We start from the raw sequence: 23,417 nt of genomic DNA on the forward strand, positions 1-23,417 counted from the left end.
GGCTGCGTCGTTTTGCCCATGACGATATGCACAAGTTGCGGTAAGCCGGAAACATGACCTGCGACACTGCCCTCCCTTTCGATGCCGATGCCTTGCTCGCCCTTGCCGCCCGACTGGCAGATGAGGCGGCAACGCTCATCAACGCCATTCGTGACCGTGGATTTGAGACGATCATCAAGGCTGACAAATCACCGGTAACAGAGGCTGATCAGGCAGCAGAGCGTCACATTCTGGCCGGTCTGCGCGCTGCCACTCCCAATATTCCTGCCATCGGGGAAGAGGAAGTTGCCAACGGCACCTTCGTTGAACCCGGCGAGACCTACTGGCTGGTCGACCCGCTGGACGGCACGCGCGAATTCGCGGCCGGACGCGATGATTTCACGGTCAATATCGGGCTGGTTCACCAGAACCGTGCCGTTCTGGGCGCCATGGCGCTGCCCGCCTATGGCCAGCTCTATACGGGTCTGGTTGGCAAGGGTGCCTGGCGTCGTGACAGCAATGGGCTGAACGAGATTTCTGCGGTTCTCCCCCCGGAAGGCGGTTTGCGCATTCTCGCATCGCGCCATTATGCCGATGATCCGAGGCTGAAAGAGTGGCTGGCAGGTCGCAAGGTCGGCACGCTGGGCAATATCGGCTCTGCCGCAAAATTTGCCCGTGTGGCTGAAGGCGCCGCCGATTTCTACCCGCGCCTTGGCCCGACCATGGAGTGGGACACGGCCGCGCCCCAGGCCATTGTCGAAGCCGCTGGTGGCCATATTCTGGATGAGCAGGGCAAGCCGCTCACTTATGGCAAGCCCGGCTGGTTCAACCCGCCCTTTCTGTGCACTGGCCGTCATCCCGCAGGAGAGCACGACGCATGACCGAGATCCTGAAAGCCGATCCCGACGCCATCGCCCGTGCCGCCGCGCTTCTGCTCGACGGCAAGCTGGTCGCTTTTGGCACCGAGACCGTTTACGGGCTTGGCGCTCTGGCCACGTCGAACACGGCGGTTGCGCATATCTTCGCTGCCAAGAACCGCCCGCGCTTCAACCCGCTGATCAGCCATTTTGCCCGTACCGAAGCGGCCTTCGCCCATGTCGAGCCGACAGAACTGGCCTATCGCCTTGCCGAAAAATTCTGGCCCGGCCCGCTGACCATGATCCTGCCGCGCAAGAGCGGCTCGACCATCTGCGATCTGGCGACTGCAGGTCTGCCGACAGTGGCGTTGCGTGTGCCACGCGGCAAGACGGCCCTAGCCCTTCTTGAGGCGGTCGGTCAGCCCGTTGCTGCGCCATCTGCCAATCCCTCAGGCCGTGTCAGCCCGTCCGACGCTTTTCATGTGCTGCGCAACATGCATGGCCGTATCGATGCCATTCTTGACTCCGGCCCCTGCTCGGTCGGGCTGGAAAGCACCGTGATCGATCTGTCGCGCGAAGTGCCTTTCCTGCTGCGTCCAGGCGGAATCACGCTTGAGCAGCTCGAATCCGTGTGTGGTACGATCCGCAACCCCGATGATTATGCGACCAAGCTGCCCTCATCGCCGGGCATGCTCGCCTCGCATTACGCGCCTGGCCTGCCCGTGCGGCTGAATGCTGAATCGGTTAGCGAAAACGAGGCCCTGCTGGCTTTCGGTGACACGCTTCCCGGTGCCGGACTCGTGTATAATCTCAGCGAAACAAGCGATCTCGAAGAAGCCGCCGCGCGTCTCTTTGCCGGGCTGCGCTTTCTCGATGGGGAAGGCCAGCGCCGGGGGCTGCAGACCATCGCCGCCATGCCGGTACCCCGCCATGGGCTTGGCCTGGCCATTCTCGACCGTTTGCGTCGCGCAGCGAGCCCACGCCCTGTCGCCGGTGGCGATGACGACGATCTGGAGAGCATGATCGGCTGATGTCCGGCTCGTTCGACCCCAAGGAACTCAAGGTTCTCTCGGATATTCTTGCGCTCGTTCTCGAAGAGCAGGAAGGGCAATCCATCGCAGCGCTCAGCGCGCTGCGCTCACGTGCGAAGAAAAGCGCCATGACCGGGGGGGCACTGAAAAATCTTTTTGTCGCGATTGCCCCCAACCCACCACCTCGCGCCAAACCCAGAGCGACACGCACGACAAAGACCGCCGAGAGCGGTGCCGACACACTGGCTGCCCGCCAGCAGATCGTGACGCTCACCAATAATCTGCGCCAGATGGATCTCGAATTGCGCAATTCCCGCGCAAGACTGGAATCCGTGAGGTCGGAACTGTTCCAGACCCAGCAATCCCGCGCTGAGCTTCAGTCGAAACTCCTCACCAAGGAGTCACGCAAGCCTTTTGCCAGAATTCTCATCTGGTGCGGTTTTGCTGCGGGCATTCTGATCGGCATTGCTGGTACGCAGTTCATTCATTCGGTCGTGGATACACCGCGCATGGATCGCTCGATCTATCTTCGCTAAATTTCCGGGCACTGCGTTGCTACCCTGAACAAAACCATTCGGGCCTTGCGACCTTGTTAAGGCCCGGCGTCCAGTTCCGACGGAGCTTTTCCGTGATCGAACACTTGGTGAAACGAGACGATCGGCCCGTAATTCTGTTCCGAGTTTATGTACTCCACACAAAAATTACGGTCTGGGAAGGTCCGCCTCAAAGATACATCCCATGCAAAGGCGATTATTTTTCCAGCGTCTTCATATGACCTCTCTTCTGCCCCCCAAGGAAACAGATCCCAGATCTTCACCAAATTGAAGCTACGCTCATCCTTCCCCTTGGCTTTACATTGCGGGAAACGCGCTCTCACCATATCTTCATCCACGAAATCAGAAAGGAATACGACATCATCAAATATAAAAAACTCTGGAAATAACACTTTCGAAAAGACGACAATATCACTCGCATCGACCCTGTCCTGTATGTAGGACATGAAACCGAGATCATTAGGCTTTATGAACTGATCAACCCAACCAGAAACCTTCTCTGGAATATCGATCCCACGTATAGTCTCTATTCGTTCCATTTGAATTTACACCTTTATTCGCGACGAGTATTGGCCCGCACAAGGCTCTGGAACAGATCGATGAGGTGCCACGTATGCATCGCCCAATCTCACTTGGGCGGGTGAACAATCGCAATACAACAGATAATCCCGCAATACTGCGCTCGTCATCTTCAATTAAAGGTGCGGGAGCAAACTTGTCTGACGCAGTTTCGCGCAGCGCCCGCAGTCAGGTTTCAGTCACGCAACCCACCCATGATGGGTCGGAGCTCAACGCGGCTCTGGCTGCGTCGCCGGGCGGGCGGGCGGGGCTGGCAGGAGACGAAGTAGAGCCCCATCGTAAAAATCATGTTCGATACGATCATGAAAAGACTGGCCAGCATCAAAGCGCCGCTGCCGGTTACGCCAACCCATAATGAGTAGATCAGAAAACCGACATTGAGCGGGCGCATACCAAACAGCATCGAACGCAGCGGATTGGCCTGACCCGGCTTGACCAGCCCGCGCATTCTCATGATGGCGAGATAGAAAGCGACGAACAGGACCCAGTTCAGGATATTGAATACGGAGTCACCAATCGAGGCATAGCCGCTGATGGAAAGGATGACGATCGCCGCCAGGAAGAAGACGATCGCCCCGAGTTGCAGGCTCATCCCGAGTTCCGCCGAAGGGAGCTTTTCGGGCAACCTGTCTGAGACCGGCTGAAAGACCCTATCGAGCAGCCAGAGATCGGCCTGATTGATGCGTTCGACAAATGTGGACATGGGACTGATTTACCGCGCTCGCGCTCTTCACGCACCCGTTTTCTTCGTCGCCGCAAGAGGGGTCCCCTCCCACCGGACGCCCCCGACAGAAGCGCAGGCATATCCCAATACAAGATAAAATCTCTGAAAGTTAATCATATAATTTTTGACAATAAATACCGTTAAAAAGATGATAAACGTTCCGAATCGACAAAGGTTATCCCTCTATGCTTCATCCGGCCCTTCTCGATCGTCTCTGCAAGACTTACGACGGCAGGAAAATTCTGGATGATATCAGCGTTTCTCTGGCGCCCGGCAGTATCAATGCGCTCCTGGGGCCTAACGGCGCCGGTAAGACGACCCTCATCGGATGCCTTCTGGGGTTGCTCGTGCCTGACTCAGGCGCTGTTCGCATCTGGGGTGAAAACGCCGACAAACTGAGCCCTGAAACGCGGTGTCGCATCGGCTTCGTCCCCCAGACAATGACAGGCCTTACCTGGTTTCGCGTGCAGGAACTCAAGGATTATCTCTCCGCCTTTCGCAACCAGCCGGACGGCGCGGAAGACAGGCGCTGGGCAGATTGGGCGGCACTCGATCCCAAAGCCCGCATCTCCACCCTGTCAGGTGGAGAGCGCCAACGCCTTGCCATCGTGCTGGCCCTGCGCTTCTCACCCGATCTGATCATTCTCGACGAGCCGGTCGCGAGCCTCGACCCGATGGCACGGCATGATTTCATCGCGCTTTTGTCTGAGACCGTACAGCGACGCGAGACGACAGCCCTGATCTCGTCCCATATCATCTCCGATCTGGAACGCATCTGCGATCGCTTTCTCGTCATGAAGAAAGGAAGATTGATCGGCGATCTGAGCGCCGAGGTTTTTGCCGGTGAGATACGGCGCCTCGCCATATGGCCCGATACGGCGCTCGGTCTGGAGGTCCTGGCTGACCTGCCCGATGGCAGTGTCTGGGTGCGTGGCTGGCGACCTGAACTGGACGCGAGGAATCTGCCGGTTCTTGCAGGCGATATGGAAGCCTATTTTCTGGCGCTGACACGATGAACGCCGCCAGAAACCCCTCGATGACACAAGTCCTTCAAGACTGCCTCCGCTCCATGCGGCTTTATGTCTCGCCTGTTTTCCTGCGCGAGAACCCTCTCGTTATCCTGGCCGTTTTTTATACGGCTCTTTGCTTTACTCTCGCATTCCTGTTCTGGAATGTCCGGTCCTGGCATAGCGGGCACTACGCCATTCCCCCTGTTCTGGCCCCGACCTGGTGGGTTTCGCTTTATGCCGGATTTTCGGCAATCAGCCTGCATTACTGGCGACAGGTTCGAACACCGACGACCTATCTCCTCAATCGGCTGCAGCGCGCTGAATATCTTGCCATCCTTGTCATGGCGCTGGCCTTGGGTGTCCTGCTTGCTCTTCCTCCTCTGCTGACGGGCGCCCCCGCGGTCAACTGCTTCGCGCTGGAAGCCATTGCCATGGTTCTCTGGTGCAGCCCCAGGCCCGTCAACCGCGCAGCGGCCCTGCGAAGCGTGATGACGCCACTGGGTATTGTCAGAGCGCTCGGGTTTATCTTTCTGCTTGTTCCCAGAATGCAGAACTATCTGTTCTCCATGCCCTGGTACACCGCAATCGGCATCATGATCGTCTGTCTCGGTATGGTCCTGCACCTCTATCGTCTGAGCGATTACCGTCTGGCAGCCCAAACGCCTCGCCCTATCCTTGATGGCAGCACGAAGCGCATCTCCACTGTCGTTGAGCGTCTCAGCGCCGTCATCCTCTGGCGCCCTTCATGGCTTGTCCGTCTGCCTCTCGCCGATCCTCTTCAGACCGGCAGCCCGATTGCCGTCATCCTGATGGTTGTCGTCGCAACGCTTATTTTCGGAGGCGTGACAGAAATCATTGCGTGGATGGCAGACGGGGTCGCCCCCTCTCTCATCGCCCTGCGCCATCGTTTGCCTGACCTCGCGCGTCAGAGCCTCCTTCTGATCGGCGTAAGTCTTTCAGCCTGGATGACCCAGCGCGCAGACTGGCCCTTTCTCCTGACGCTTGGGCCTTACGGAAGCAAACGCGCCTTTGCCCAGGCAGTCTATCGTCTTCATCTGCAAAGGGCCCTTCAGGCCAGTCTCATCGCGGGTACGATGATCGCCCTGACTGGATGGTTCGATCATCGGGCAACGCTCACCTGGGCTTTGGCGGCAGGCTGGTCCTGTGGCCTGGCTCTGATAGGCACCAGTTGTCTGCCTACGCTCGCCTTTATCATCCCGCGACTCAATCGTCGGGCGACAATCGCGTTTCTAAATATCGGCGCCATGGTGCTGGGATTGCAACTCGCGACATCCCTCATCCTGCAGACAGGGTTCTGGTGGCGCTGGCTGCTGGCACCGGCATCGCTCATCATTGCCGCCCTGTTTTATGTTTTTGTCCCGCCACGTCTTGCCGCACAGGACTGGCCGATCGAACCGCCCCGTTAGCCGCAAGCAACATGGACAGACTACGACAAGCTGTTACGCTGCCTGCTATTCACCGCTTTTCCTGCCATCAGGAGTTCAACATGGCCGTGCTGCCTCATCTGCGCAAAATGCTTCTGGCGTCGAGCCTGCTCGTCGCCCCCGCACTGACCCTCCCCGCTCTGGCAGCCCCCGCCACTCCGGCCCCTCATGCGGCCACTGCGATGGACAGTGCCGTAAAGGCCACCCTGCCGAACGGGCTGCGCGTCGTGATCGTGCCCGATCGCCTTGCCCCGGTGGTGCAGACACAGGTCATCTATCTTGCCGGTTCGGCAGCTGCACCCAATGGCTTTCCGGGTACGGCGCATGCGCTCGAACACATGATGTTCAATGGCTCCAAGGCCCTCAGCCGCGACCAGCTTTCGACCGTCAGTGCGCGCATCGGCAATGTCAGCAATGCCTTCACGACTGAAGACACGACACAGTTCTATTTTCAGGCACCCGCGCATTACCTCGATCTCCTGCTCAAAATCGAAGCCGATCGCATGCGCAATGTCCTGCTGACAGACGCTGATTGGGGACATGAGCGCGGTGCTATCGAACAGGAAGTCGCCCGCGACCTTTCGATGCCTTTCCAGCGCTATACGATCGCGCTGAATCGCGCCCTGTTCGGGGGCACGCCCTATGAGCACGATGCGCTGGGTACGCGTGACTCCTTCGACAAGACCGACGCAAAACTGCTGCGCGGCTTCTATGACAGCTGGTACCAGCCAAACAACGCGATCCTGCTCATTGTCGGGGATATCGATCCGGCGACCACGCTCGACAAGGTGCGCAGCCAGTTCAGCGCCATCCCCTCGGGCAAGCTCCCCGCCCGCCCCGTGGTCGAGCCGGCCCCCGTCACGCCGCAGACCATCAAGATCGACAGCGACTACGCCACAGGCATTCTGAGCATCGCCTATCGTATGCCCGGCTCACAGAGCCCGGATTACGCAGCGGCGCAAATTCTTGCGGATGTCCTGAGCAGTCAGCGCGGCGCCCTTTTCGCTCTTGTGCCCCAGGGCAAGGCATTGGGAACCGAATTTTCCTATAACGCCCGCGTGCATGCCGGTGTCGGCAGTGCGCTGGCCGCCTTCCCCAAGGGGCAGGACCCCAGCGCGCTGCTGGGCGAAGTGCGCGGCATTCTCGAAACGATCCGCCAGAAAGGCGTACCTGCCGATCTGGTCGAGGCGGCCAAGCGCAAGGAAATTGCCGCTCTTGAATTCAACGCCAACAGCATTACCGATCTGACCCAGAGCTGGGCCGATGCCTTGGCCTATAGCGGCGTGAATTCGCCCGCCGATCTGGTGAAGGCCTATCGCGGCGTCACGCTTGAGCAGGTCAATGCTCTTGCCGCCCGCCTGCTCGACCCGGCTCATGCTGTGACCGGCATTCTGACTCCGTCGGGCGGCAAGTCACCCCAGATCGGTGGCGCCAAGGGGCCGGAATCGCTTCTGCCGCCGCCCAGCAAGAATATCACCCTGCCCGACTGGGCTGCGACGGCTCTGGCCGATCTGCCCAAGCCCGAGCCACTCAGCCTGCCCGCACGCTACACGCTCAAGAATGGCATCACGCTTCTGGTGCAGCCCGAGCATGTCAGCCATACAATCCGCCTCTACGGCTCCATCCGCCATAACAGCTACCTGCAGCAGCCCAAGGGCAAGGAAGGCGTTGCCGATCTGACGAGCGATCTTTTCCTGTTCGGCAGCACGAGTCATGATCGCCTCGCTTTCGCAGCGGCCCTCGACGCCCTCGCCTCTGATGCCAGTGGGGGTGTCTCCTTCTCTCTCAGCACGCTAAGCGCCAATTTTGACAAGACGCTGGCGCTCCTGGCTGAAAACGAGCTTCACCCGGCTTTTCCCGCGCAGGCTTTCATGATCATGAAGCAGCAGGCCATCGCGACGCAGGCAGGCGTTCTGCAATCGCCCGGCTATCGCTTCCAGCGTGCCGTGACAAAAGCACTCTCCCCCGCTGATGATCCGTCACTTCGCGAAACCACACCCCAGACGCTCTCGTCGATTTCGCTGGCTGATGTGCAGGATTTCTACAAGGCGGCCTATCGCCCCGACCTGACCACCATTGTCGTGATCGGTGACATCACCCCCGAAAAAGCCAGGGCTTCGGTTGAATCGGCGTTCAGCGCCTGGGCCGCGACAGGCCCACAACCTGCGGTTGACCTGCCCGCGCGTCCCCAGAGCAAGCACTCGCAGGCGATCATCGACGACCCGGGTCGCGTGCAGGATTCCGTCTACCTTGCCCAAACCGTCGCCAGCGGCGTGAAGAACCCCGATCGCTATGCACTTGAAGTCGGCAATGAAGTTCTCGGCTCAGGCTTTTCGTCGCGTCTCATGCAGGATCTGCGCGTGCGCAGCGGCATGGTCTACACCACAGGCTCCGACTTCGCCTGGTCGGCCAATCGCGGCGCTTTCATGATCTCTTACGGGTCGGACCCGGACAAGACCAGCAAGGCCCGCGATGCTGCCCTGCGCAACGTCTCGTCCATGCAATCCAGCCCGGTCTCTGACGACGAACTGCTCAACGCCAAGGCGTCGATCCTGCGCGCTATCCCGATGGAGCGCGCCAGCTTCGGCGGTATTGCCGGTCAGTATCTGTCGCTTGTCGATCTCGGCCTACCCCTCACCGAGCCCGATGACCGCGCCAGGACCGTCTACGCCATGAGCGCCAGACAGGTGCAGGAAGCCTTCCATCACTGGGTTCGCCCTGATGAGATGGCCCAGATCATTCGTGGTCCTGCGCCGAAATAACGGGTCTTTTCGGGGCTTTGCCCCGAGCCTTGCGAACAGGCAGTCGGCCTTTGAGGACGCCAGAGTCAGCAAGACGAGAGAGGGTACGCCCTCTCTCGTATGGAACAGGGCTCAGCCCGGCAGCGCGGCGGGGCGTTCCTGTTTCAGAAGGTGCTTTAGGGGCTCTGCCCCGAACCCCGCCAAAGGGCGGTCGCCCTTTGGATACCCGTTTTTCAGAAGTCTGAAGGGGCGGCGCCTGAGGCTTCAGCAATCGCCGCAGCCTCCTCTTCAAGATAGGCTGCCAGATCGCCGCCAGTAGCCGAATTCAGATCGCGTTCGGAAATACCGGCCTCACCAGCCGCAGCAACACAGGCCTGAGCGGCCTGCTCTGGCGTGCCCCAATGCTGGTGATGCGTTTCGACCCAGCTATCGAGCCATTCATCAATATCTTCGCTGGTCATGATCAGCGGGTTCCAAACAGGCGGTCGCCTGCATCGCCCAGACCCGGGCGGATATAGCCTTTTTCGTCCAGACCGCGATCGACCGCACAGGTCACGACACGCACATCGGGATGACGCTCTGCCAGGCAGGCCACACCCTCAGGCGCAGCAAGCAGGCAGACAAAAATGATCTTGCGTACGCCGCTGGCCTTGATGCGATCGAGTGCCGCCGCCGCGCTGTGGCCAGTGGCCAGCATGGGATCGACCACAATGCAGTCGCGCTCGGCGACGTCATCAGGCAGCTTCATGTAGTATTCGACCGCTTCGAGCGTATCGTGATCGCGATAGAGCCCGACATGGCCCACACGGGCTGCGGGAATGAGGTCGAGCATACCGTCCAGAATGCCGTTGCCCGCACGCAGGATCGACACGAAGCAGAGCTTCTTGCCGGAGAGCTGACGCCCCTCCATGCGCTCGAGCGGGGTATCGATCTCGACCGGCTCGGTGCTGAGGTCGCGCGTGGCCTCATAGCACATAAGCAGGCTCAGCTCGCGCGTCAGCCTTCTGAACCCCGCAGTCGAGGTAGAGGCCTGACGCAGACGGGTCAGCTTGTGTTGAACGAGCGGGTGGTCGAGCACGACCAGGGAGTCAGGAAGGGCAGTCATGGCGCGATCCTTACCGAAAAATCGTTGCGCTGTCAGCTTGGTTCGAAGCGAAGCGCCACACCATTCATGCAAAAACGCAATCCGGTCGGTTTCGGCCCGTCAGGGAAGACATGACCCAGATGACCCTTGCACCCGGCGCAATGCACCTCGATACGTGTCATGCCCAGCGTCTTGTCGACCGTGGTTTCGGTCATGCCGTCGCGCGGTCTGAAAAAGGACGGCCAGCCACTGCCGCTCTCATATTTGGTCGAGGAGTCGAACAAAGGCTCGCCGCAGCCGGCACAATGATAGACGCCCTCGCGCTTTTCATCATTGAGCGGGCTCGAACCCGGTCGCTCCGTGCCATGCTCGCGCAGCACGCGATGCTGCTCGGGGGTCAAGGGCAGGCCACAGCTTGGCATCTGGATATCGTCGCTCATGGAAAGGATCCTTTTCCGGGGCGGGTAGACGGGAGAATACGCCAGATATGGCGCCTCAGCGTGTTTTTTCCAGCGCCTCACTCTGCTTGCGGTTCAATTTCAGCCGGTCGACAAGACGGGTGAGAAAGTCATCGGCAATGGGACGCGTATGATGCCTCATGGGCTGGGCTGCGAAAAGCGCACCCGATGGCAGGCGATAGCCAGGCAGGACGCGCATGAGCCTGCCCTCTGCCAGAGGCTGCGCACATAATTCGAGACTGGCTGCAATGATGCCGCTGCCTGCACAGGCAAAATCGAGACGGATCGGCGCGGGTGTCGCAGCAATGCGACTGTCGAGCGGAATATCGATCTGCCCTGCCGCACATCGTCCCTCCTCCTCTTCGATCGGAATAAGTGTCCAACTCTGCTCGCCGGGGCGGGTAAGGCAGGGAAACGAGGAGAGATCCTGCGGTATGGCGGGATGGCCCTGCCTCGCGAGAAACTCCGGCGAGGCGAACAGGGCGATGTCATAGGTGCCAATACGCCTGATGCGATAATCGCCCTCATTCATCTCATCTCGCCGGTGGCTGAGAAAGATATCGCATTCGGCGCGTTTGAAATCGGGCAGACTAACGCTGGCCTCAAGCGACACCCGCATGGCCGGGTTCTGCGACAGCATTTCCCTGACAATCGGATTGACGCAGGAAATCAGAATTTCGGGCGGCGCCGCAATGCGCAGCACACCACCGCTGCGGGCATCACGACAGAGCGCCGCCACACCATTATCGAGCGTATCAAGCAAAGGCGCCACAAAGGCACTGAGACGCTCTCCGGCTTCGGTCAGACGCAGGCCGTCAGCCCCTGTCTCGACAAGGCTCAACCCGAGACGGGTTTCCAGCCGCTCGACACTGCGCGAGACGCTGGTGGCATGCACACCGAGCCGTCTGGCAGCGCGCGTGTAGCTCAGACTATCGGCGACTGCGACAAAAACACTGTATTCGTTCCGGCTCATCCCTGAATTTATGCAGTCATGACCTGCGTTATTGCAAGATTTCGGCCTTTCGAACTGCGTTATGATCTCTCCAATTCAGTCGGAAAGGCGGCAGTCCTTGCCGTCTCCTGACACAAAGGAGATTTCCCGTGACGAACACCATAATCGAACAGGCCAGAACACGTCCCGCAGCAGTCATTGGCGCGGGTACGCTCGGCAGACGCATTGCGCTGATGCTCGCGGCGCGTGGCGGGCAGGTACGTCTGTTCGACAGCAACGCCTCAGCGGCCCAGGCCGGTCTCGACTACGCACGACAAACACTTGCGAGTGTGGTCGCCACACTCGAGGGTGGCGTGGCCGGTCAGATCGACAGCGCCCCCACGCTGGAGGCCACAATCGACGGCGCCTGGCTGATTATCGAGGCGCTTCCCGAGCGACTGGATCTCAAGATCCCTCTTTTCGGCACGCTGTCGCAAAAAGCCGCACCCGACGCGATTCTGGCCACGAATTCATCGTCTTACCCTTCCAGCAAGATGGCGGCGGAAGTTGCGGACAAATCTCGCATGCTCAATACGCATTTCATGATGCCACCCGAGCAGCGTGCGGTGGAACTCATGTCTTGCGGCGCCACGAGACCGGGATTGATGGAAGAACTCGCTGGCTATTTTTCGACGCTGGGGCTTTCACCCTATATCGCGCAGAAAGAAAGCATCGGCTTCATCGAAAACCGTATCTGGGCCGCCATCAAGCGTGAGGCGCTCTGCGTTGCCGCCGAAGGGGTCGCCACTCCCGAAGTGATCGACCGCATTTACTGCGAGACACAGGGCACGCCCATGGGGCCGTTCCGTGCCATGGACCGGGTCGGGCTCGATATCGTGCTGCAAATCGAGGAGCATTATGCGCGCGCCTATCCGCATCTGCCCGAGGCGCCGCGTGTGCTTCTGAAAAAGATGATTGCCGAGAACCGCCTTGGCCTCAAGACAGGTCGCGGCTTCTATGATTACAGCGAAAAGGGAACCGCATCATGAGTGACGATCCCATCCTCTACACACTCGAAACCGCGCCGCCTGCCATCACGGCGCTGTCGACACGCGACGGGCGCGTCGTTGGGCATGTCGACGCACGCTGGGGAACGCCTGACGGAATCTGTGTCGATCAGGCTGCAGGTCAGATCACCTGGACGAATATGGGGGCAGACTGGGAGGCCCCCGACGGTACGATCGAGCGTGCCCGGCTTGATGGCAGTCAGCATGAGATACTGGTGGGCAAGGGCCAGATCGTCACTCCCAAGCAGCTTGCCGTCGATCAGCACGGCGGGCATCTCTACTGGTGCGACCGCGAGGGCATGAGGATCATGCGTAGCGCTCTCGACGGAACGGCCGTCGAGGTGCTGCTGAAACGCGGAGACTATCCGCAGGACATGCCCGACTTCTCGCGCCAGTGTGTGGGCATCGCCCTCGATCTGGTCAACCGTCAGATCTATTGGACGCAGAAAGGCTCACCCAAGGGCGGTATCGGCCGGATCTTTCGCATGCCCATGGCAATGGCTGACGGCGACGATCCGGCAGACCGCCACGATATCGAGATTCTGGCCGATCATCTGCCTGAGCCCATCGACCTGCATGTCTTTCCCGGCTCCGGTCACCTTTACTGGACCGATCGTGGAGCGCCGCCGGATGGCAACAGCCTGAACATGGCGCGCATCGACCGAAGAGGACTTTTCGACCGCAAGGTAATCCTGCGCGGCCTTGACGAGGGCATCGGCCTCGCCATCGACAAGGCAGAAAAACAGGCCTTCGTCAGCGATCTGGGGGGAACGATCCGTGTGGTCGATCTGGAGACGGGCGAGAGCCGCGTGCTGCGCCAGCAATCAGCGACGACAGGCGTTTATCTGGTGGAATGAGCGCAATTCCCTCCATCCTGAAGAGCGTCTAGAGGGGCCAGCGCCTGCTGGCCCCTCACTTTTCTTGTGATCGCAGTAACCTCAATAAAATTGCCTCCGCCCTCGGGGGGAGAGTTCGCATAAGCGCCGAAATGCGTCATGATACGCGCAAAATTGCAGGAGACTTCTCATGTCCGCATCGCATTCCGGCACGCCACGCCCGGTCATGCTCGTCATCCTCGACGGGTTCGGTGACAGCGCAACCCATGAAGACAACGCTGTTGCCCTCGCCAACACGCCGAATTTCGACCGTCTTTGGGCCAGCTCCCCCCATGCCTATCTCAAGGCCTGCGGTGAAGATGTGGGTCTGCCCGAGGGGCAGATGGGCAATTCCGAAGTCGGCCATCTCAATATCGGTGCCGGTCGCGTGGTCATGCAGGATCTGCCGCGCATCACCCGCGCCGCACGTGACGGCTCTCTGGCCCAAAACCCGGCTCTCTGCGCCTTCATCGATGCGCTGAAAGCCAGCGGTGGCACCTGTCATCTCGTCGGCCTTGTCTCGCCGGGTGGCGTTCATGCCCATATGGATCACATCGCTGCCCTTGCGAAAATCGTGGCTGCCGCCGGGGTAAAGGTGGCCCTGCACGTGTTCTCTGACGGGCGCGACACGGCTCCCGATTCAGGCGATGGCTATATCCGCACCCTTGCTGCCGAACTGCCCGCAGGGGCGTCGATCGCAACCATCAGCGGGCGCTACTACGCCATGGATCGCGATAACCGCTGGGAGCGGGTCAGCCTTACCTATGACGTGATCGTATCCGCCAAGGGCGAGCACGCCGCCGATGCGCTCTCCGTTCTGCCCGCCAGCCAGGCGAAGGGCGTGACCGATGAATTCGTCATCCCGACCGTGATCGGTGACTATGCCGGCATGAAGGATGGCGACGGCATTCTGTCGGCCAATTTCCGCGCAGACCGCATCCGCGAACTGCTCGACGCCATGCTCTTCCCTGATTTTGACGGGTTTGTGCGCTCGAAGATCGTCAAGTTTGCCTCTGTCTGCGGCATGACAGCCTATAGCTCAGCTCTGGCGCCGTTCATGAGCGTGATGTTCCCCAAGCAGTCGATGGAGCATCTTCTGGGCGATGTCGTCTCGCAGGCCGGCCTGGCACAGCTGCGCATGGCCGAAACCGAGAAATATCCGCATGTGACCTACTTCCTCAACGGCGGGCGCGAAGCCATCCTGCCGGGTGAAGAGCGCATTCTGGTCCCCTCACCCAAGGTCGCGACCTATGACCTTCAGCCGGAAATGTCGGCACCTGAGCTGACCGATCGTGCGGTTGAGTCGATCGAGAGCGGCAAATTCGACCTGATCGTCCTCAATTTCGCCAATCCGGACATGGTGGGCCATACGGGCGTGCTGTCTGCCGCCATCAAGGCCTGCGAGGCCGTCGATACCGGTCTTGGGCGTATCGTCGACGCCATCGACAAGATGGGCGGTGCGCTTATCGTCACGGCTGATCACGGCAATTGCGAAACCATGCGCGACCCGGTGACGGGTGGTGTGCATACCGCGCACACGCTCAACCGCGTGCCGGTCATCCTGCATGGCGGGCGCGGCATTCCCGCGATCCATGACGGCCGTCTGGCCGATCTGGCCCCGACGCTGCTGACCCTGATGAACCTGAAGAAGCCGGCAGAAATGACCGGTAAATGCCTCATCAACGGCTAAGCCTGTACATGCCGGTCAAGAAACCGCTCCTGACCGGTTCCCTGCTGCTTGGGGTCTGTCTCATGGGACCGACCCCGACGCTTGCCGCGACCAACGCCAGACATGTCGCCCAGAGCGCCAGCCAGAAGGCCCTCGACAAGGCAAAGCATGACCGCGAGGCTCTGCTTTCGCGCAAGGCCCGCGAAGCAGCGCTGATTGACGCCCAACGCAAGGCCCAGACAAAAGCCGCTCAGGATGCCGCTTTGCAGGCGGAACGCGCGCGCCATTTTTCTGCCCTGAGCGATCAGGCTGCGACAGCGCTCGCCGAGACAGAAAAACAGATCGACAGCCTCACGCAGGAGATTGCGCAGCTCACCGAGCAGCAGAAGCGGCAAACGGCGGCTCTTGCCCGCAGACGGGCCAGCCTGCAGGCCATTCTGCCCGTGGCGCTCCGTCTTGCGCGCTACCCGAGCACGTCATTTGTCGCCCTGTCCGGTCAGGCAGATGAGTCGGTTCAGGGGCTGAGCCTCATTGCAGGTCTGGCCCGCCTCACCACCCGGCAGGCAGACGATCTTCGCGGACAGGAAACCCTTCTTCGCCAGACCGCGCAGCATCTCGCAGAGCGCAACGAGGCACTCGAGACAGCCAGAAAGACGCAGGCAAGACTGCGTGACGCCAATGCGCGCAAGATGGACGATGCGACGAAGCAACAGGAAGAAGCCGAGGCCCGTCTGAAAGAGGCTCGCGCCGAAATCGCTTCGGCCACAGCCACTGCCGCAACACTCGATGACGCGCTCACCGCCATAGACAGGACTCAGGCCCGTCTGCGCGCGCGTATGGAAGAGGAAGCAAAGGCGCTTGCGCTGCAGAACCAGAAGGAAAAGGCCCAGGCCATGAGCAGCCAAGCCAGACGCCTGAGCAGCTCGGCAGGCGGCGGCATCAGCCATGGAGGCGGGCATGGCCCGGTTGCAGGCAGTGTCGTTACTGCGTGGCATCAGGACACGGAAAGCGGCCCGGCCACGGGCATCACCTATATGGCGCAGGCATCGAGCCCGGTCAGCGCGCCCTGCGCCGGTCAGATCGATTTTGCGGGGCCGTTTCGCTCTTTCGGCAATATGATCATTCTCGATTGCGGGCGCCATTACCGCTTTGTCCTGTCCGGCATCGGGCAGCTTTCCGTGGCGAGCGGTCAGAATGTCAGTCGCAACATGGCGCTGGGCGCCATGGACGCTGCGGGCGGGCGGCTCTTCGTGCAGTTGCGCTCTGGCAGAAAGATCATCGATCCGCGCCCCTATCTCTGACGGGAGGCGCGACAGGATCGGGCAAACCGAATTGCATGATCGCGCTTGGCGAGTCTGTGTTGTTTCGACAGACTGCGTTAAGAACGCTATAGATTTCAGACTTCCGCCCGGCAGGGTTCCCGGTTTTCGGGTCCTGCAGGCAAAGAGACGCTAACAGGATCGGCTCCGGGCCGGATTCAAGGGATGAATTGCATGAAGCTCCGCACTGGTCTGCTGCTCGGAACGGCATTCCTGGCCGGAATCACCGCCGGTCCGACGTTGGAAGCCCTGATGGCGCCAAGCCTTGGGCAGATGATCAGCAGCAAGGCCTTCGCGAAGGAGGTCGCCGCCGACCCCGATAATCACAGCGAGACCCTGCGCCTGCTGACCCTGTTCGGCACCGTGCTCGATCTGGTGCGCGCCGAGTATGTCGAACCGGTCAGCGACAAGGATCTGATCAACAACGCGCTCGACGGCATGGTCGGCGGTCTCGATCCGCATAGCTCCTATATGAACGAAAAGCAGTTCAAGGACATGCAGATCCAGATCAGCGGCAAGTTCGGCGGCCTGGGCGTTCAGGTCCAGCAGCAGAACGGCCATATCCGTGTGGTTTCGCCCATCGATGGCACCCCCGCCTCGCGCGCCGGGCTCAAGCCGGGTGACTACATCACCGAAGTCGATGGCAAGTCTCTCGAAGGCATGACGCTTGATCAGGCCGTCACCAAGATGCGTGGCGATCCGGGCACCAAGATCACGCTGACGATCATTCGCGCCAAGGAGCCCAAGCCGCTCAAGATCACCATGACGCGTGAAGTCGTGCATGTGCAGGTCGTGCGTTCGGCGCTCTATGGCAATATCGGCTATATTCGCATTTCCGAATTCGACGACGACACCGAAACCGCAATGCATGAGGCCTTTGACAAGCTCAAGGCCAAGGCGGGCGGCAAGCTGCAGGGTCTCGTGCTCGATCTGCGTCTCAATCCGGGCGGCAAGCTCGATCAGGCCATTTCGGTCAGTGACGATTTCATTCCCGAGGGTGAGATTGTCTCGATCCGCGGGCGCCATGCTGAAAACAACCGTCGCTGGGATGCCAAGGGCACCGATATCACCGGCAAGCTGCCCATCGTGGTCCTGATCGATGGCGGTTCGGCCTCGGCTTCGGAAATCGTGGCCGGTGCGCTTCAGGACCATCGTCGCGCCGTTCTTCTGGGCGAAAAATCCTTCGGCAAAGGTTCGGTCCAGTCACTTATCCCCGTGCCCGGTCATGGCGCGGTGCGCCTGACCACGGCACGCTATTACACGCCCTCCGGGCGCTCGATCCAGGCGCTGGGCATTGCCCCGGATATCATGGTGAAGGAGAGCAAGGAGGACGATGGCTACGGCTATCGAGAGGCCGATCTTGCCCATATCATCACCAATACAGGCGGCAACAAGAACAAGGCACCGGTACGCACCGATCTGCCGTCGATCTCGACCAGCATTCCCAATGCCCCGCCGGAAAACTGGCCGCGCTTCGAACTGTCCAAGCCCGCGACGGATTTCCAGCTTCAGCAGGGTCTGCGTGTGGTGCGCGCCATGGCCTCTCTTCCCGACGAGGCGCTTCCTCTGGGTCAGCCAGCCGCCGACAAACCGTCGGACAAGAAAGACCAGAAACCGGCCCCGGCACCTGCCGCTCCGCCGGCACCGGCACCCAAGCACTGATCTCACCCCTTGCCGGCCCCCTCAGTGGGGCCGGTTTCTTATGAGCCTTCCGTCATGATCGATCCTGAAACCCTTCCCTATCGCCCCAATGTCGGCATCATGCTGTTCAATCGCGCGGGCGCGCTTTTTCTGGCCAGACGCACTGACCTCAAGGATGTATGGCAATGCCCGCAGGGGGGCATAGACGACAATGAAACCCCCGAAGAAGCCGCTATCAGGGAGCTGCGTGAAGAGACCGGCCTGCGTCATGCCACGCTGCTCGGCAGTTTTCCCGGCTGGTTGTCCTATGATCTGCCGCCCCATCTGATCGGCAAGGCGCTGCATGGCAGATATCGCGGCCAGACACAGCGCTGGTTTGCAATGCGCATGACCGAGGAGGACAGCGCCATCGACCTGATGGGCGACGGCACCGAACCAGCAGAGTTCGACCGCTGGGAATGGGTCGCACCTCAGGACGTCACGCGTTTCAATCTGGGCTTCAAGCAACCGCTCTACGAAAAGCTTCTGCCCGTTCTCACTGCGCTCGCCCCCGCCTTATAGGGGCGCGTTCTCCATCGCCTGCTGCGGCGCGTCCTGCGGGACAGCGACAGGCACGTCCACAAGGTCGAGAGACTGGTTGCGTACGAGGCGGGCGTATAGTCCGCCTTGGGCCTGAAGTTCGGCATGGGTACCAAGTTCGACAGCCATGCCCTCGCTCATCACAATGATCAGATCGGCGCTTTTGACCGTCGAGAGACGATGCGCCACGATGATCGTGGTGCGGTCGCGCCTGAGATCGGCAAGCGTCTTCTGAACCTTGGCTTCGCTCTCAGAATCGAGCGCGCTGGTGGCTTCGTCGAGCAGCAGAAGGCGCGGGTCACGCAGAAGCGCACGCGCCAGGGCCACGCGCTGACGCTGGCCACCGGACAGACGCTGCCCGCCCGGCCCGACACGCGTATCCAGCCCCTCAGGCAAGGTGTCGGCAAAATCGACGGCAGCGGCGAGGGCTGCTGCCTCGACTTCGGCACGGCTCGCATTCGGACGGCCGATGCGGATATTTTCCAGCACCGACATATCGAAAAGCGTGGTGTCCTGGCTGACATAGGCGATGGCATCGCGCAGATCGGCAAGACGCAGGTCACGAAGATCGACCCCGTCCAGCAATATCCCGCCGCCATTCACATCATGCAGACGAGGGATAAGCGACAATGCCGTCGATTTCCCTGCGCCTGACGGCCCGACAAGCGCCACGGTCCAGCCTGGACGCACATCGAAATTCAAGCCCTTCAGGCCGATCCGCCCATCGGGATAGGCAAAATGGGCATCCTGAAAGACGAGACGACCATGACCCGGTGGCAAGGGGCGCGCATCGGCACGTTCTGCAACGGCGGGAGGCTCGTCGATTACGGAGAAAACGCGCTCAAGCCCGCCAAGCCCTTCCTGAAGGGCCGCATTCAGCGAGCCAAGCGACCGCAACGGACGCGAGGCGGCGAAAAGCGCTGCGATGAAAGCCGTGAAATCGCCAAGCGTGGCGCCGCCCATGGCCGCACGCCACCCGGCAAATCCGAGAACGGCGGCAATAGCTGTACCACCCAGCACTTCAAGCACGGGATCGACCCGGGCGCGACCGCGTGAGATGCGCCAGAACGCGTTGTGCAGCAGGGTGAGCGAACGATCGATACGCGTCGCTTCGCTGTCTTCCATGCGGTAGACACGAACCTGACGCGCCAGAGCGAAGCTCTCATTGAGCAGGGTCGCCGTCTCACCGATCTGTTCCTGCATGCCGCCAGAGGCACGACGCACACGCTTGCCGAGCTTCTGGATAGGCACAGCCGCGACGGGATAGAGCACGAGCGCAATCAGGCTCAGTTCCCAGTCAGTATAGATCATCGAGGCAACGAGGCCGACAACCGTCACCACATCGCCCAGCGCATTGACCGCTCGGATCATGGCCTCGCGTATCGACACGGCATCGGTAGTGAAACGCGCGGCCCATTGTGCCGGTGCCTCACGCTCGATACGGGCGATATCGGCCGTCAGCGCGTGGGCGAACATGCGCGATTGCAGGCCGCGTATGACCACCAGGACCAGACTCTGCACGGAAAGGGTCTGTCCGTACTGGCTGGCGGCCTTGAGCCCTGTCACTAAAACCACAAGTGCAGGCACCTGATAGAGGATGCGCGGATCATGCACGGCAAACATGTCGACAGCGCGCTTGATAACGAGAGGATAAAGCGCGGTCAGACCTGCTGTCAGAATGGTCAGAACCACCACACCAGCCAGCCGACCGACATGCTGGCGCACTTCTTCGCGCCAGATACGCCAGAGCATCTGTCGGCCCTGCGCACCCTGAGGATCGATGCGGCGCAAAGGGGGCTGGCTTGCCTGCTGCGGTATTTTCATTCCTGCCATTTACCGCCCAAGGCCTTGCGGGGAAAGGGGCAGACGGTTTTTGAGTTCCCTCAGGCAGGCGTCTCGATCGGGCAGGCAGCCTCTGGCGCGCCACCAGCGCGTCACCGCCCCTATCAGCACGCCGATATCCTTGCCTGCCGGAACCCCGAGCGCCACGGCATCGCGGCCCGCAATGGGAAAGACCGGCACGACCATTGCCGCAAGCCGCGCCCGGAGTATGTCCCAGCCTGACTGGCCCTGCTCACCAGAATCGGCCTGGGCAGACCAGCTTCGATCGATCAGGCTTTCTTTCGGGTGGCAGGATAGAAGGCGACGAAGGCAATCATCGCTCAGCTCCGGCACAAACATTGCAGCCTCGGGCATGACACCCCCATCCCGATCGAAGGATGTCAAGCGGTTTGCCGGGTTCATACGTGCCAGACGCTCGCTCTGCTTGCCTGACAGTCGCAGTTTTCTCGCCAGATCGGGCGCATCGCTCAGCACGCCCAGACGCAGCAGCCCGTCTTCAGGCAGACCGTTATCGAGCGCTCGCGCCAGCCGGTCGAGACGCGGGGCAGGAACGATCGGCGCCAGAATGCCAGCCTCATCCATATGCCCGAGCGTGCGCATGAGATGCGGGCCGACCAGAATGCGCAGCATCTCGCTGGCCAGTCTTTCGCCAGACAGCCCGGCAATAAGCCCGGCACGGGCAGTTATGGCAGACAGGGCCTCTGCATCCGGCTTTTCGCCGCCGAACCGGGCATCGAAACGGAAGAAGCGCAGGATACGCAACGCGTCTTCCTCGATACGCTGACCGGCATCGCCGACAAAGCGCAATCGATGCGCCTTCAGATCGTCCTGTCCACCGAAATAGTCGTGGATCTCGCCGTGACGGTCGCAGAACAGTGCATTGATGGTGAAGTCGCGCCTTGCCGCATCTTCCTGCCAGTCTGTGGTCCAGGCTACCTCAGCATGACGGCCGTCAGTCGTGATATCCCGGCGCAATGTCGTGATCTCATAAGGCACGCGTGCGATCAGCGCAGTGATCGTGCCATGGGACAGACCCGTAGGGATGGTCTTGACCCCGGCGGCTTCCAGCCTCGCCTGCATCTCTTCTGGCGGTTCGGGTGTCGCCAGATCGAGATCATGCACATCCTGCCCGCCGAGCAGAAGATCACGCACTGACCCTCCGACCAGACGCGCCTGTGGCAGGATCGACCAGATGCGGTCGAGGCCGGAACGGTCAGGCAGGAGATCGAGAATCGTCACGTCAGATCCAGTGGGAGGGAACGAACCCCCGCCCTGTCTTCAGGATCAGGGCATGGGGGCGAGTGGAAAGAAGCAATCCTGGCTCCACACACCCATGCAGGGCCGGCAGCCAACATGACCCGGCACAGCCAGGGCAACGAGTTCATAATAGACCGGGCGCGACAATCGGGCGAGTATCGGCTTGTCACCATCGCCACGCCTGACCTGCACATAGGGAATCGCCGCACAATCCTCAGAGGGTGGGCGCTGCCAGTCGACGATCAGCGGATGGGCCGGGCCGACGCAGAGCAGTTCATCCATGTTCGTGCGCAGACAGAGATTCTGCTGCCGACCGCATACACCTCTGAAATCGAGCTCGCGCACGATGAACGGCACATCCTCGACCTGAATCGTTCCGTTCTCACTCGGGGTGCGCAGCCAGTACGCCCCCTCTGCGTCGCGTGTGAGCATGGAGCCAAACAGACAGAGCATCTCCTTGCGTCGCACCGGAGAGCCCCGATAGAGCCATGTGCCGTCACGCTTGATGAGAAAAGGCAGCACGCGGGGTGTCACTGCCCCTGCCGCAATCCCGTCATGCCTTTCGACACCGGAAAGACACTCGACCTCATGCATGCCCTGCATCTCTGCGCAATCTGGTGTTTCTGCGCAGTCTGACGTCCGTTTTGCCACTCCGTCTTTCAACGCTCTCTCCGCTTGCGGTCCAAAAATCTCGTCTCATGCTGCAAGTTGGGTCGTCTTATGGCTTGATGAAACCCCCGGAACTGTCAGATTGACAAATATGAGCCAGAACGACCTCTCTTCCTTTTCCGCCGATAGTCCTGCCGATCTCGCCATGGCCGAGCGCCTGACCGCGCAACTCGGCGCTGTCAGAGACGCAATCGGGCAGATTGTGCTCGGGCAACGCGATGTGATCGACCGACTTCTGGTCACCATTCTGTCTGGTGGTCACGCGCTTTTGATCGGCGCACCCGGTCTGGGCAAGACGCTGCTTGTCAGTACGGCGGCGCAGGTGCTGGGGCTCGACACACGGCGCGTGCAGTTCACACCCGATCTGATGCCCTCCGACATCACGGGCAGCGATATCCTCGATGAGGATGAAAACGGCCGTCGTTTCTTCCGTTTCGTGAAGGGGCCGATCTTCACGCAGCTTCTTCTGGCCGATGAAATCAACCGCGCCAGCCCGCGCACCCAGTCCGCCCTGCTTCAGGCCATGCAGGAATATGAGGTGGCTCAGGCTGGCACCAATCACAAGCTGCCGCGCCCCTTCCATGTTCTGGCAACCCAGAACCCGATCGAACAGGAAGGCACCTATCCGCTGCCGGAAGCACAGCTCGATCGCTTCATGCTGCGTATCGCCCTGTCCTTTCCTGAGCGTGATGCCGAGCGCGACATGCTGCTACAGACAACCGGCGCCCTTACTGCAGAAGCGCCTGTGCTGCTTTCGGAACGCAGTCTGATCGAGGCACAGGCGCTCGTACGTCGCCTGCCCGTAGGCGAAAAAGTACTTGAGGCCATTCTTACCCTTGTGCGCGGGCTTCGTCCGGAAACCGCCTACAGGCCCGAACTGGCAAGCTCCCTTCTCTATGGCCCCGGCCCGCGTGCGGCACAGGCGCTCATGCTGAGCTGCCGCGCCCAGGCCCTGCTCGACGGACGACTGGCGCCAAGCCTGGACGATGTCGCCGAACTGGCCGAGCCCGTGCTCGCCCACCGTATGGCGCTGAGCTTTTCGGCCCGTGCCTCGGGGCTCAAGGTCGAAGAGCTCATCGCCAAGGCCGTTGAGGCGCTTCTCTGAC

The 23,417-nt window shown here is 60.9% G+C and carries 22 protein-coding genes; 13 read left to right on the top strand and 9 right to left on the bottom strand.

All coding sequences use genetic code 11. The features are described 5' to 3' along the window. The first annotated feature begins 53 nt into the window (after positions 1 to 53). Genes AAID99_RS07775 through AAID99_RS07785 form a run of 3 tightly spaced genes read left to right on the top strand, consistent with a single transcriptional unit; the run spans position 54 to position 2,403 of the window. Positions 54 to 860, top strand: a complete 807-nt coding sequence (locus AAID99_RS07775; protein WP_188426028.1) for a 3'(2'),5'-bisphosphate nucleotidase CysQ family protein — start codon at positions 54 to 56, stop codon at positions 858 to 860. Further along, positions 857 to 1,867: an L-threonylcarbamoyladenylate synthase gene (locus AAID99_RS07780; protein ID WP_498493592.1), complete on the top strand. Its 1,011-nt coding sequence runs from the start codon at positions 857 to 859 to the stop codon at positions 1,865 to 1,867. Before AAID99_RS07775 ends, AAID99_RS07780 begins: the two co-directional genes overlap by 4 nt. After that, on the top strand, positions 1,867 to 2,403 hold the full coding sequence (locus AAID99_RS07785) for a hypothetical protein (RefSeq protein WP_188426030.1): 537 nt from the start codon (positions 1,867 to 1,869) through the stop codon (positions 2,401 to 2,403). The genes AAID99_RS07780 and AAID99_RS07785 overlap by 1 nt, the downstream gene beginning before the upstream one ends. A 56-nt stretch (positions 2,404 to 2,459) precedes the next feature. Here the strand turns inward: AAID99_RS07785 and AAID99_RS07790 are convergent, their stop codons facing one another. Further along, on the bottom strand, positions 2,460 to 2,960 hold the full coding sequence (locus AAID99_RS07790; RefSeq protein WP_188426031.1) for a hypothetical protein: 501 nt from the start codon (positions 2,958 to 2,960) through the stop codon (positions 2,460 to 2,462). A 215-nt stretch (positions 2,961 to 3,175) separates the two neighbouring features. Next, positions 3,176 to 3,703 (bottom strand): hypothetical protein, encoded by a 528-nt coding sequence (locus AAID99_RS07795; RefSeq protein WP_188426032.1) that lies wholly within the window; start codon positions 3,701 to 3,703, stop codon positions 3,176 to 3,178. Between the two features lie 206 nt (positions 3,704 to 3,909). Here AAID99_RS07795 and AAID99_RS07800 point away from each other — a divergent pair, with 206 nt between their 5' ends. The 3 genes from AAID99_RS07800 (at position 3,910) to AAID99_RS07810 (ending at position 8,941) form a co-directional block, all read left to right on the top strand. Next, positions 3,910 to 4,740 carry an ABC transporter ATP-binding protein gene (locus tag AAID99_RS07800; RefSeq protein WP_188426033.1) on the top strand — a complete coding sequence of 277 codons (831 nt, stop codon included), beginning with the start codon at positions 3,910 to 3,912 and terminating at the stop codon, positions 4,738 to 4,740. A 20-nt stretch (positions 4,741 to 4,760) separates the two neighbouring features. Then, positions 4,761 to 6,161: a hypothetical protein gene (locus tag AAID99_RS07805; protein ID WP_188426034.1), complete on the top strand. Its 1,401-nt coding sequence runs from the start codon at positions 4,761 to 4,763 to the stop codon at positions 6,159 to 6,161. Positions 6,162 to 6,241: 80 nt separating this feature from the next. Continuing rightward, a complete protein-coding gene (locus AAID99_RS07810; protein ID WP_498493593.1) occupies positions 6,242 to 8,941 on the top strand; it encodes a M16 family metallopeptidase in 2,700 nt (899 codons plus the stop codon). Positions 8,942 to 9,153: 212 nt separating this feature from the next. Here the strand turns inward: AAID99_RS07810 and AAID99_RS07815 are convergent, their stop codons facing one another. Genes AAID99_RS07815 through AAID99_RS07830 form a run of 4 tightly spaced genes read right to left on the bottom strand, consistent with a single transcriptional unit; the run spans position 9,154 to position 11,435 of the window. After that, complete coding sequence (locus AAID99_RS07815) at positions 9,154 to 9,381, bottom strand: hypothetical protein (protein ID WP_188426036.1); 228 nt, start codon at positions 9,379 to 9,381, stop codon at positions 9,154 to 9,156. A gap of 2 nt (positions 9,382 to 9,383) precedes the next feature. Then, on the bottom strand, positions 9,384 to 10,025 hold the full coding sequence (upp, locus tag AAID99_RS07820; protein WP_188426037.1) for a uracil phosphoribosyltransferase: 642 nt from the start codon (positions 10,023 to 10,025) through the stop codon (positions 9,384 to 9,386). Between the two features lie 32 nt (positions 10,026 to 10,057). Then, entirely contained in the window at positions 10,058 to 10,444 is a 387-nt protein-coding gene (gene msrB / locus AAID99_RS07825) for a peptide-methionine (R)-S-oxide reductase MsrB (protein ID WP_188426038.1), read from the bottom strand. A 55-nt stretch (positions 10,445 to 10,499) separates the two neighbouring features. Beyond that, the gene (locus AAID99_RS07830) at positions 10,500 to 11,435 is read right to left on the bottom strand and encodes a LysR family transcriptional regulator (protein WP_188426039.1); all 936 of its coding nucleotides are present in this window, start codon (positions 11,433 to 11,435) and stop codon (positions 10,500 to 10,502) included. Between the two features lie 128 nt (positions 11,436 to 11,563). Between AAID99_RS07830 and AAID99_RS07835 the strand changes: the two genes are divergently transcribed. The 6 genes from AAID99_RS07835 (at position 11,564) to AAID99_RS07860 (ending at position 18,525) form a co-directional block, all read left to right on the top strand. After that, positions 11,564 to 12,442: a 3-hydroxyacyl-CoA dehydrogenase family protein gene (locus tag AAID99_RS07835; RefSeq protein ID WP_498493595.1), complete on the top strand. Its 879-nt coding sequence runs from the start codon at positions 11,564 to 11,566 to the stop codon at positions 12,440 to 12,442. Beyond that, positions 12,439 to 13,317 (top strand): SMP-30/gluconolactonase/LRE family protein, encoded by an 879-nt coding sequence (locus AAID99_RS07840; RefSeq protein WP_498493596.1) that lies wholly within the window; start codon positions 12,439 to 12,441, stop codon positions 13,315 to 13,317. Before AAID99_RS07835 ends, AAID99_RS07840 begins: the two co-directional genes overlap by 4 nt. 169 nt (positions 13,318 to 13,486) lie before the next feature. Beyond that, a complete protein-coding gene (gene gpmI, locus AAID99_RS07845; protein WP_188426041.1) occupies positions 13,487 to 15,025 on the top strand; it encodes a 2,3-bisphosphoglycerate-independent phosphoglycerate mutase in 1,539 nt (512 codons plus the stop codon). 8 nt (positions 15,026 to 15,033) lie between these two features. After that, positions 15,034 to 16,305, top strand: a complete 1,272-nt coding sequence (locus AAID99_RS07850; protein WP_188426042.1) for a murein hydrolase activator EnvC family protein — start codon at positions 15,034 to 15,036, stop codon at positions 16,303 to 16,305. Between the two features lie 192 nt (positions 16,306 to 16,497). Further along, positions 16,498 to 17,985 (top strand): S41 family peptidase, encoded by a 1,488-nt coding sequence (locus AAID99_RS07855; protein ID WP_188426043.1) that lies wholly within the window; start codon positions 16,498 to 16,500, stop codon positions 17,983 to 17,985. 54 nt (positions 17,986 to 18,039) lie between these two features. After that, positions 18,040 to 18,525, top strand: a complete 486-nt coding sequence (locus AAID99_RS07860) for an RNA pyrophosphohydrolase (RefSeq protein WP_498493597.1) — start codon at positions 18,040 to 18,042, stop codon at positions 18,523 to 18,525. On the opposite strand, the gene AAID99_RS07865 is transcribed toward AAID99_RS07860, so the two are convergent. The 3 genes from AAID99_RS07865 to AAID99_RS07875 form a co-directional block, all read right to left on the bottom strand. Continuing rightward, positions 18,520 to 20,295 carry an ABC transporter ATP-binding protein gene (locus AAID99_RS07865; RefSeq protein WP_229719766.1) on the bottom strand — a complete coding sequence of 592 codons (1,776 nt, stop codon included), beginning with the start codon at positions 20,293 to 20,295 and terminating at the stop codon, positions 18,520 to 18,522. The two genes, AAID99_RS07860 and AAID99_RS07865, sit on opposite strands and share 6 nt — an antisense overlap. 81 nt (positions 20,296 to 20,376) lie before the next feature. Next, positions 20,377 to 21,624, bottom strand: coding sequence for a CCA tRNA nucleotidyltransferase (locus AAID99_RS07870; RefSeq protein ID WP_188426045.1), 1,248 nt, complete (start codon positions 21,622 to 21,624; stop codon positions 20,377 to 20,379). 45 nt (positions 21,625 to 21,669) lie between these two features. After that, a complete protein-coding gene (locus AAID99_RS07875) occupies positions 21,670 to 22,236 on the bottom strand; it encodes a DUF1285 domain-containing protein (RefSeq protein WP_229719736.1) in 567 nt (188 codons plus the stop codon). A gap of 166 nt (positions 22,237 to 22,402) precedes the next feature. Here AAID99_RS07875 and AAID99_RS07880 point away from each other — a divergent pair, with 166 nt between their 5' ends. Then, positions 22,403 to 23,416, top strand: a complete 1,014-nt coding sequence (locus tag AAID99_RS07880) for an AAA family ATPase (protein ID WP_188426047.1) — start codon at positions 22,403 to 22,405, stop codon at positions 23,414 to 23,416. Position 23,417: the final 1 nt, after the last annotated feature.

Source organism: Asaia sp. Ae19-3 (genome assembly GCF_059801175.1).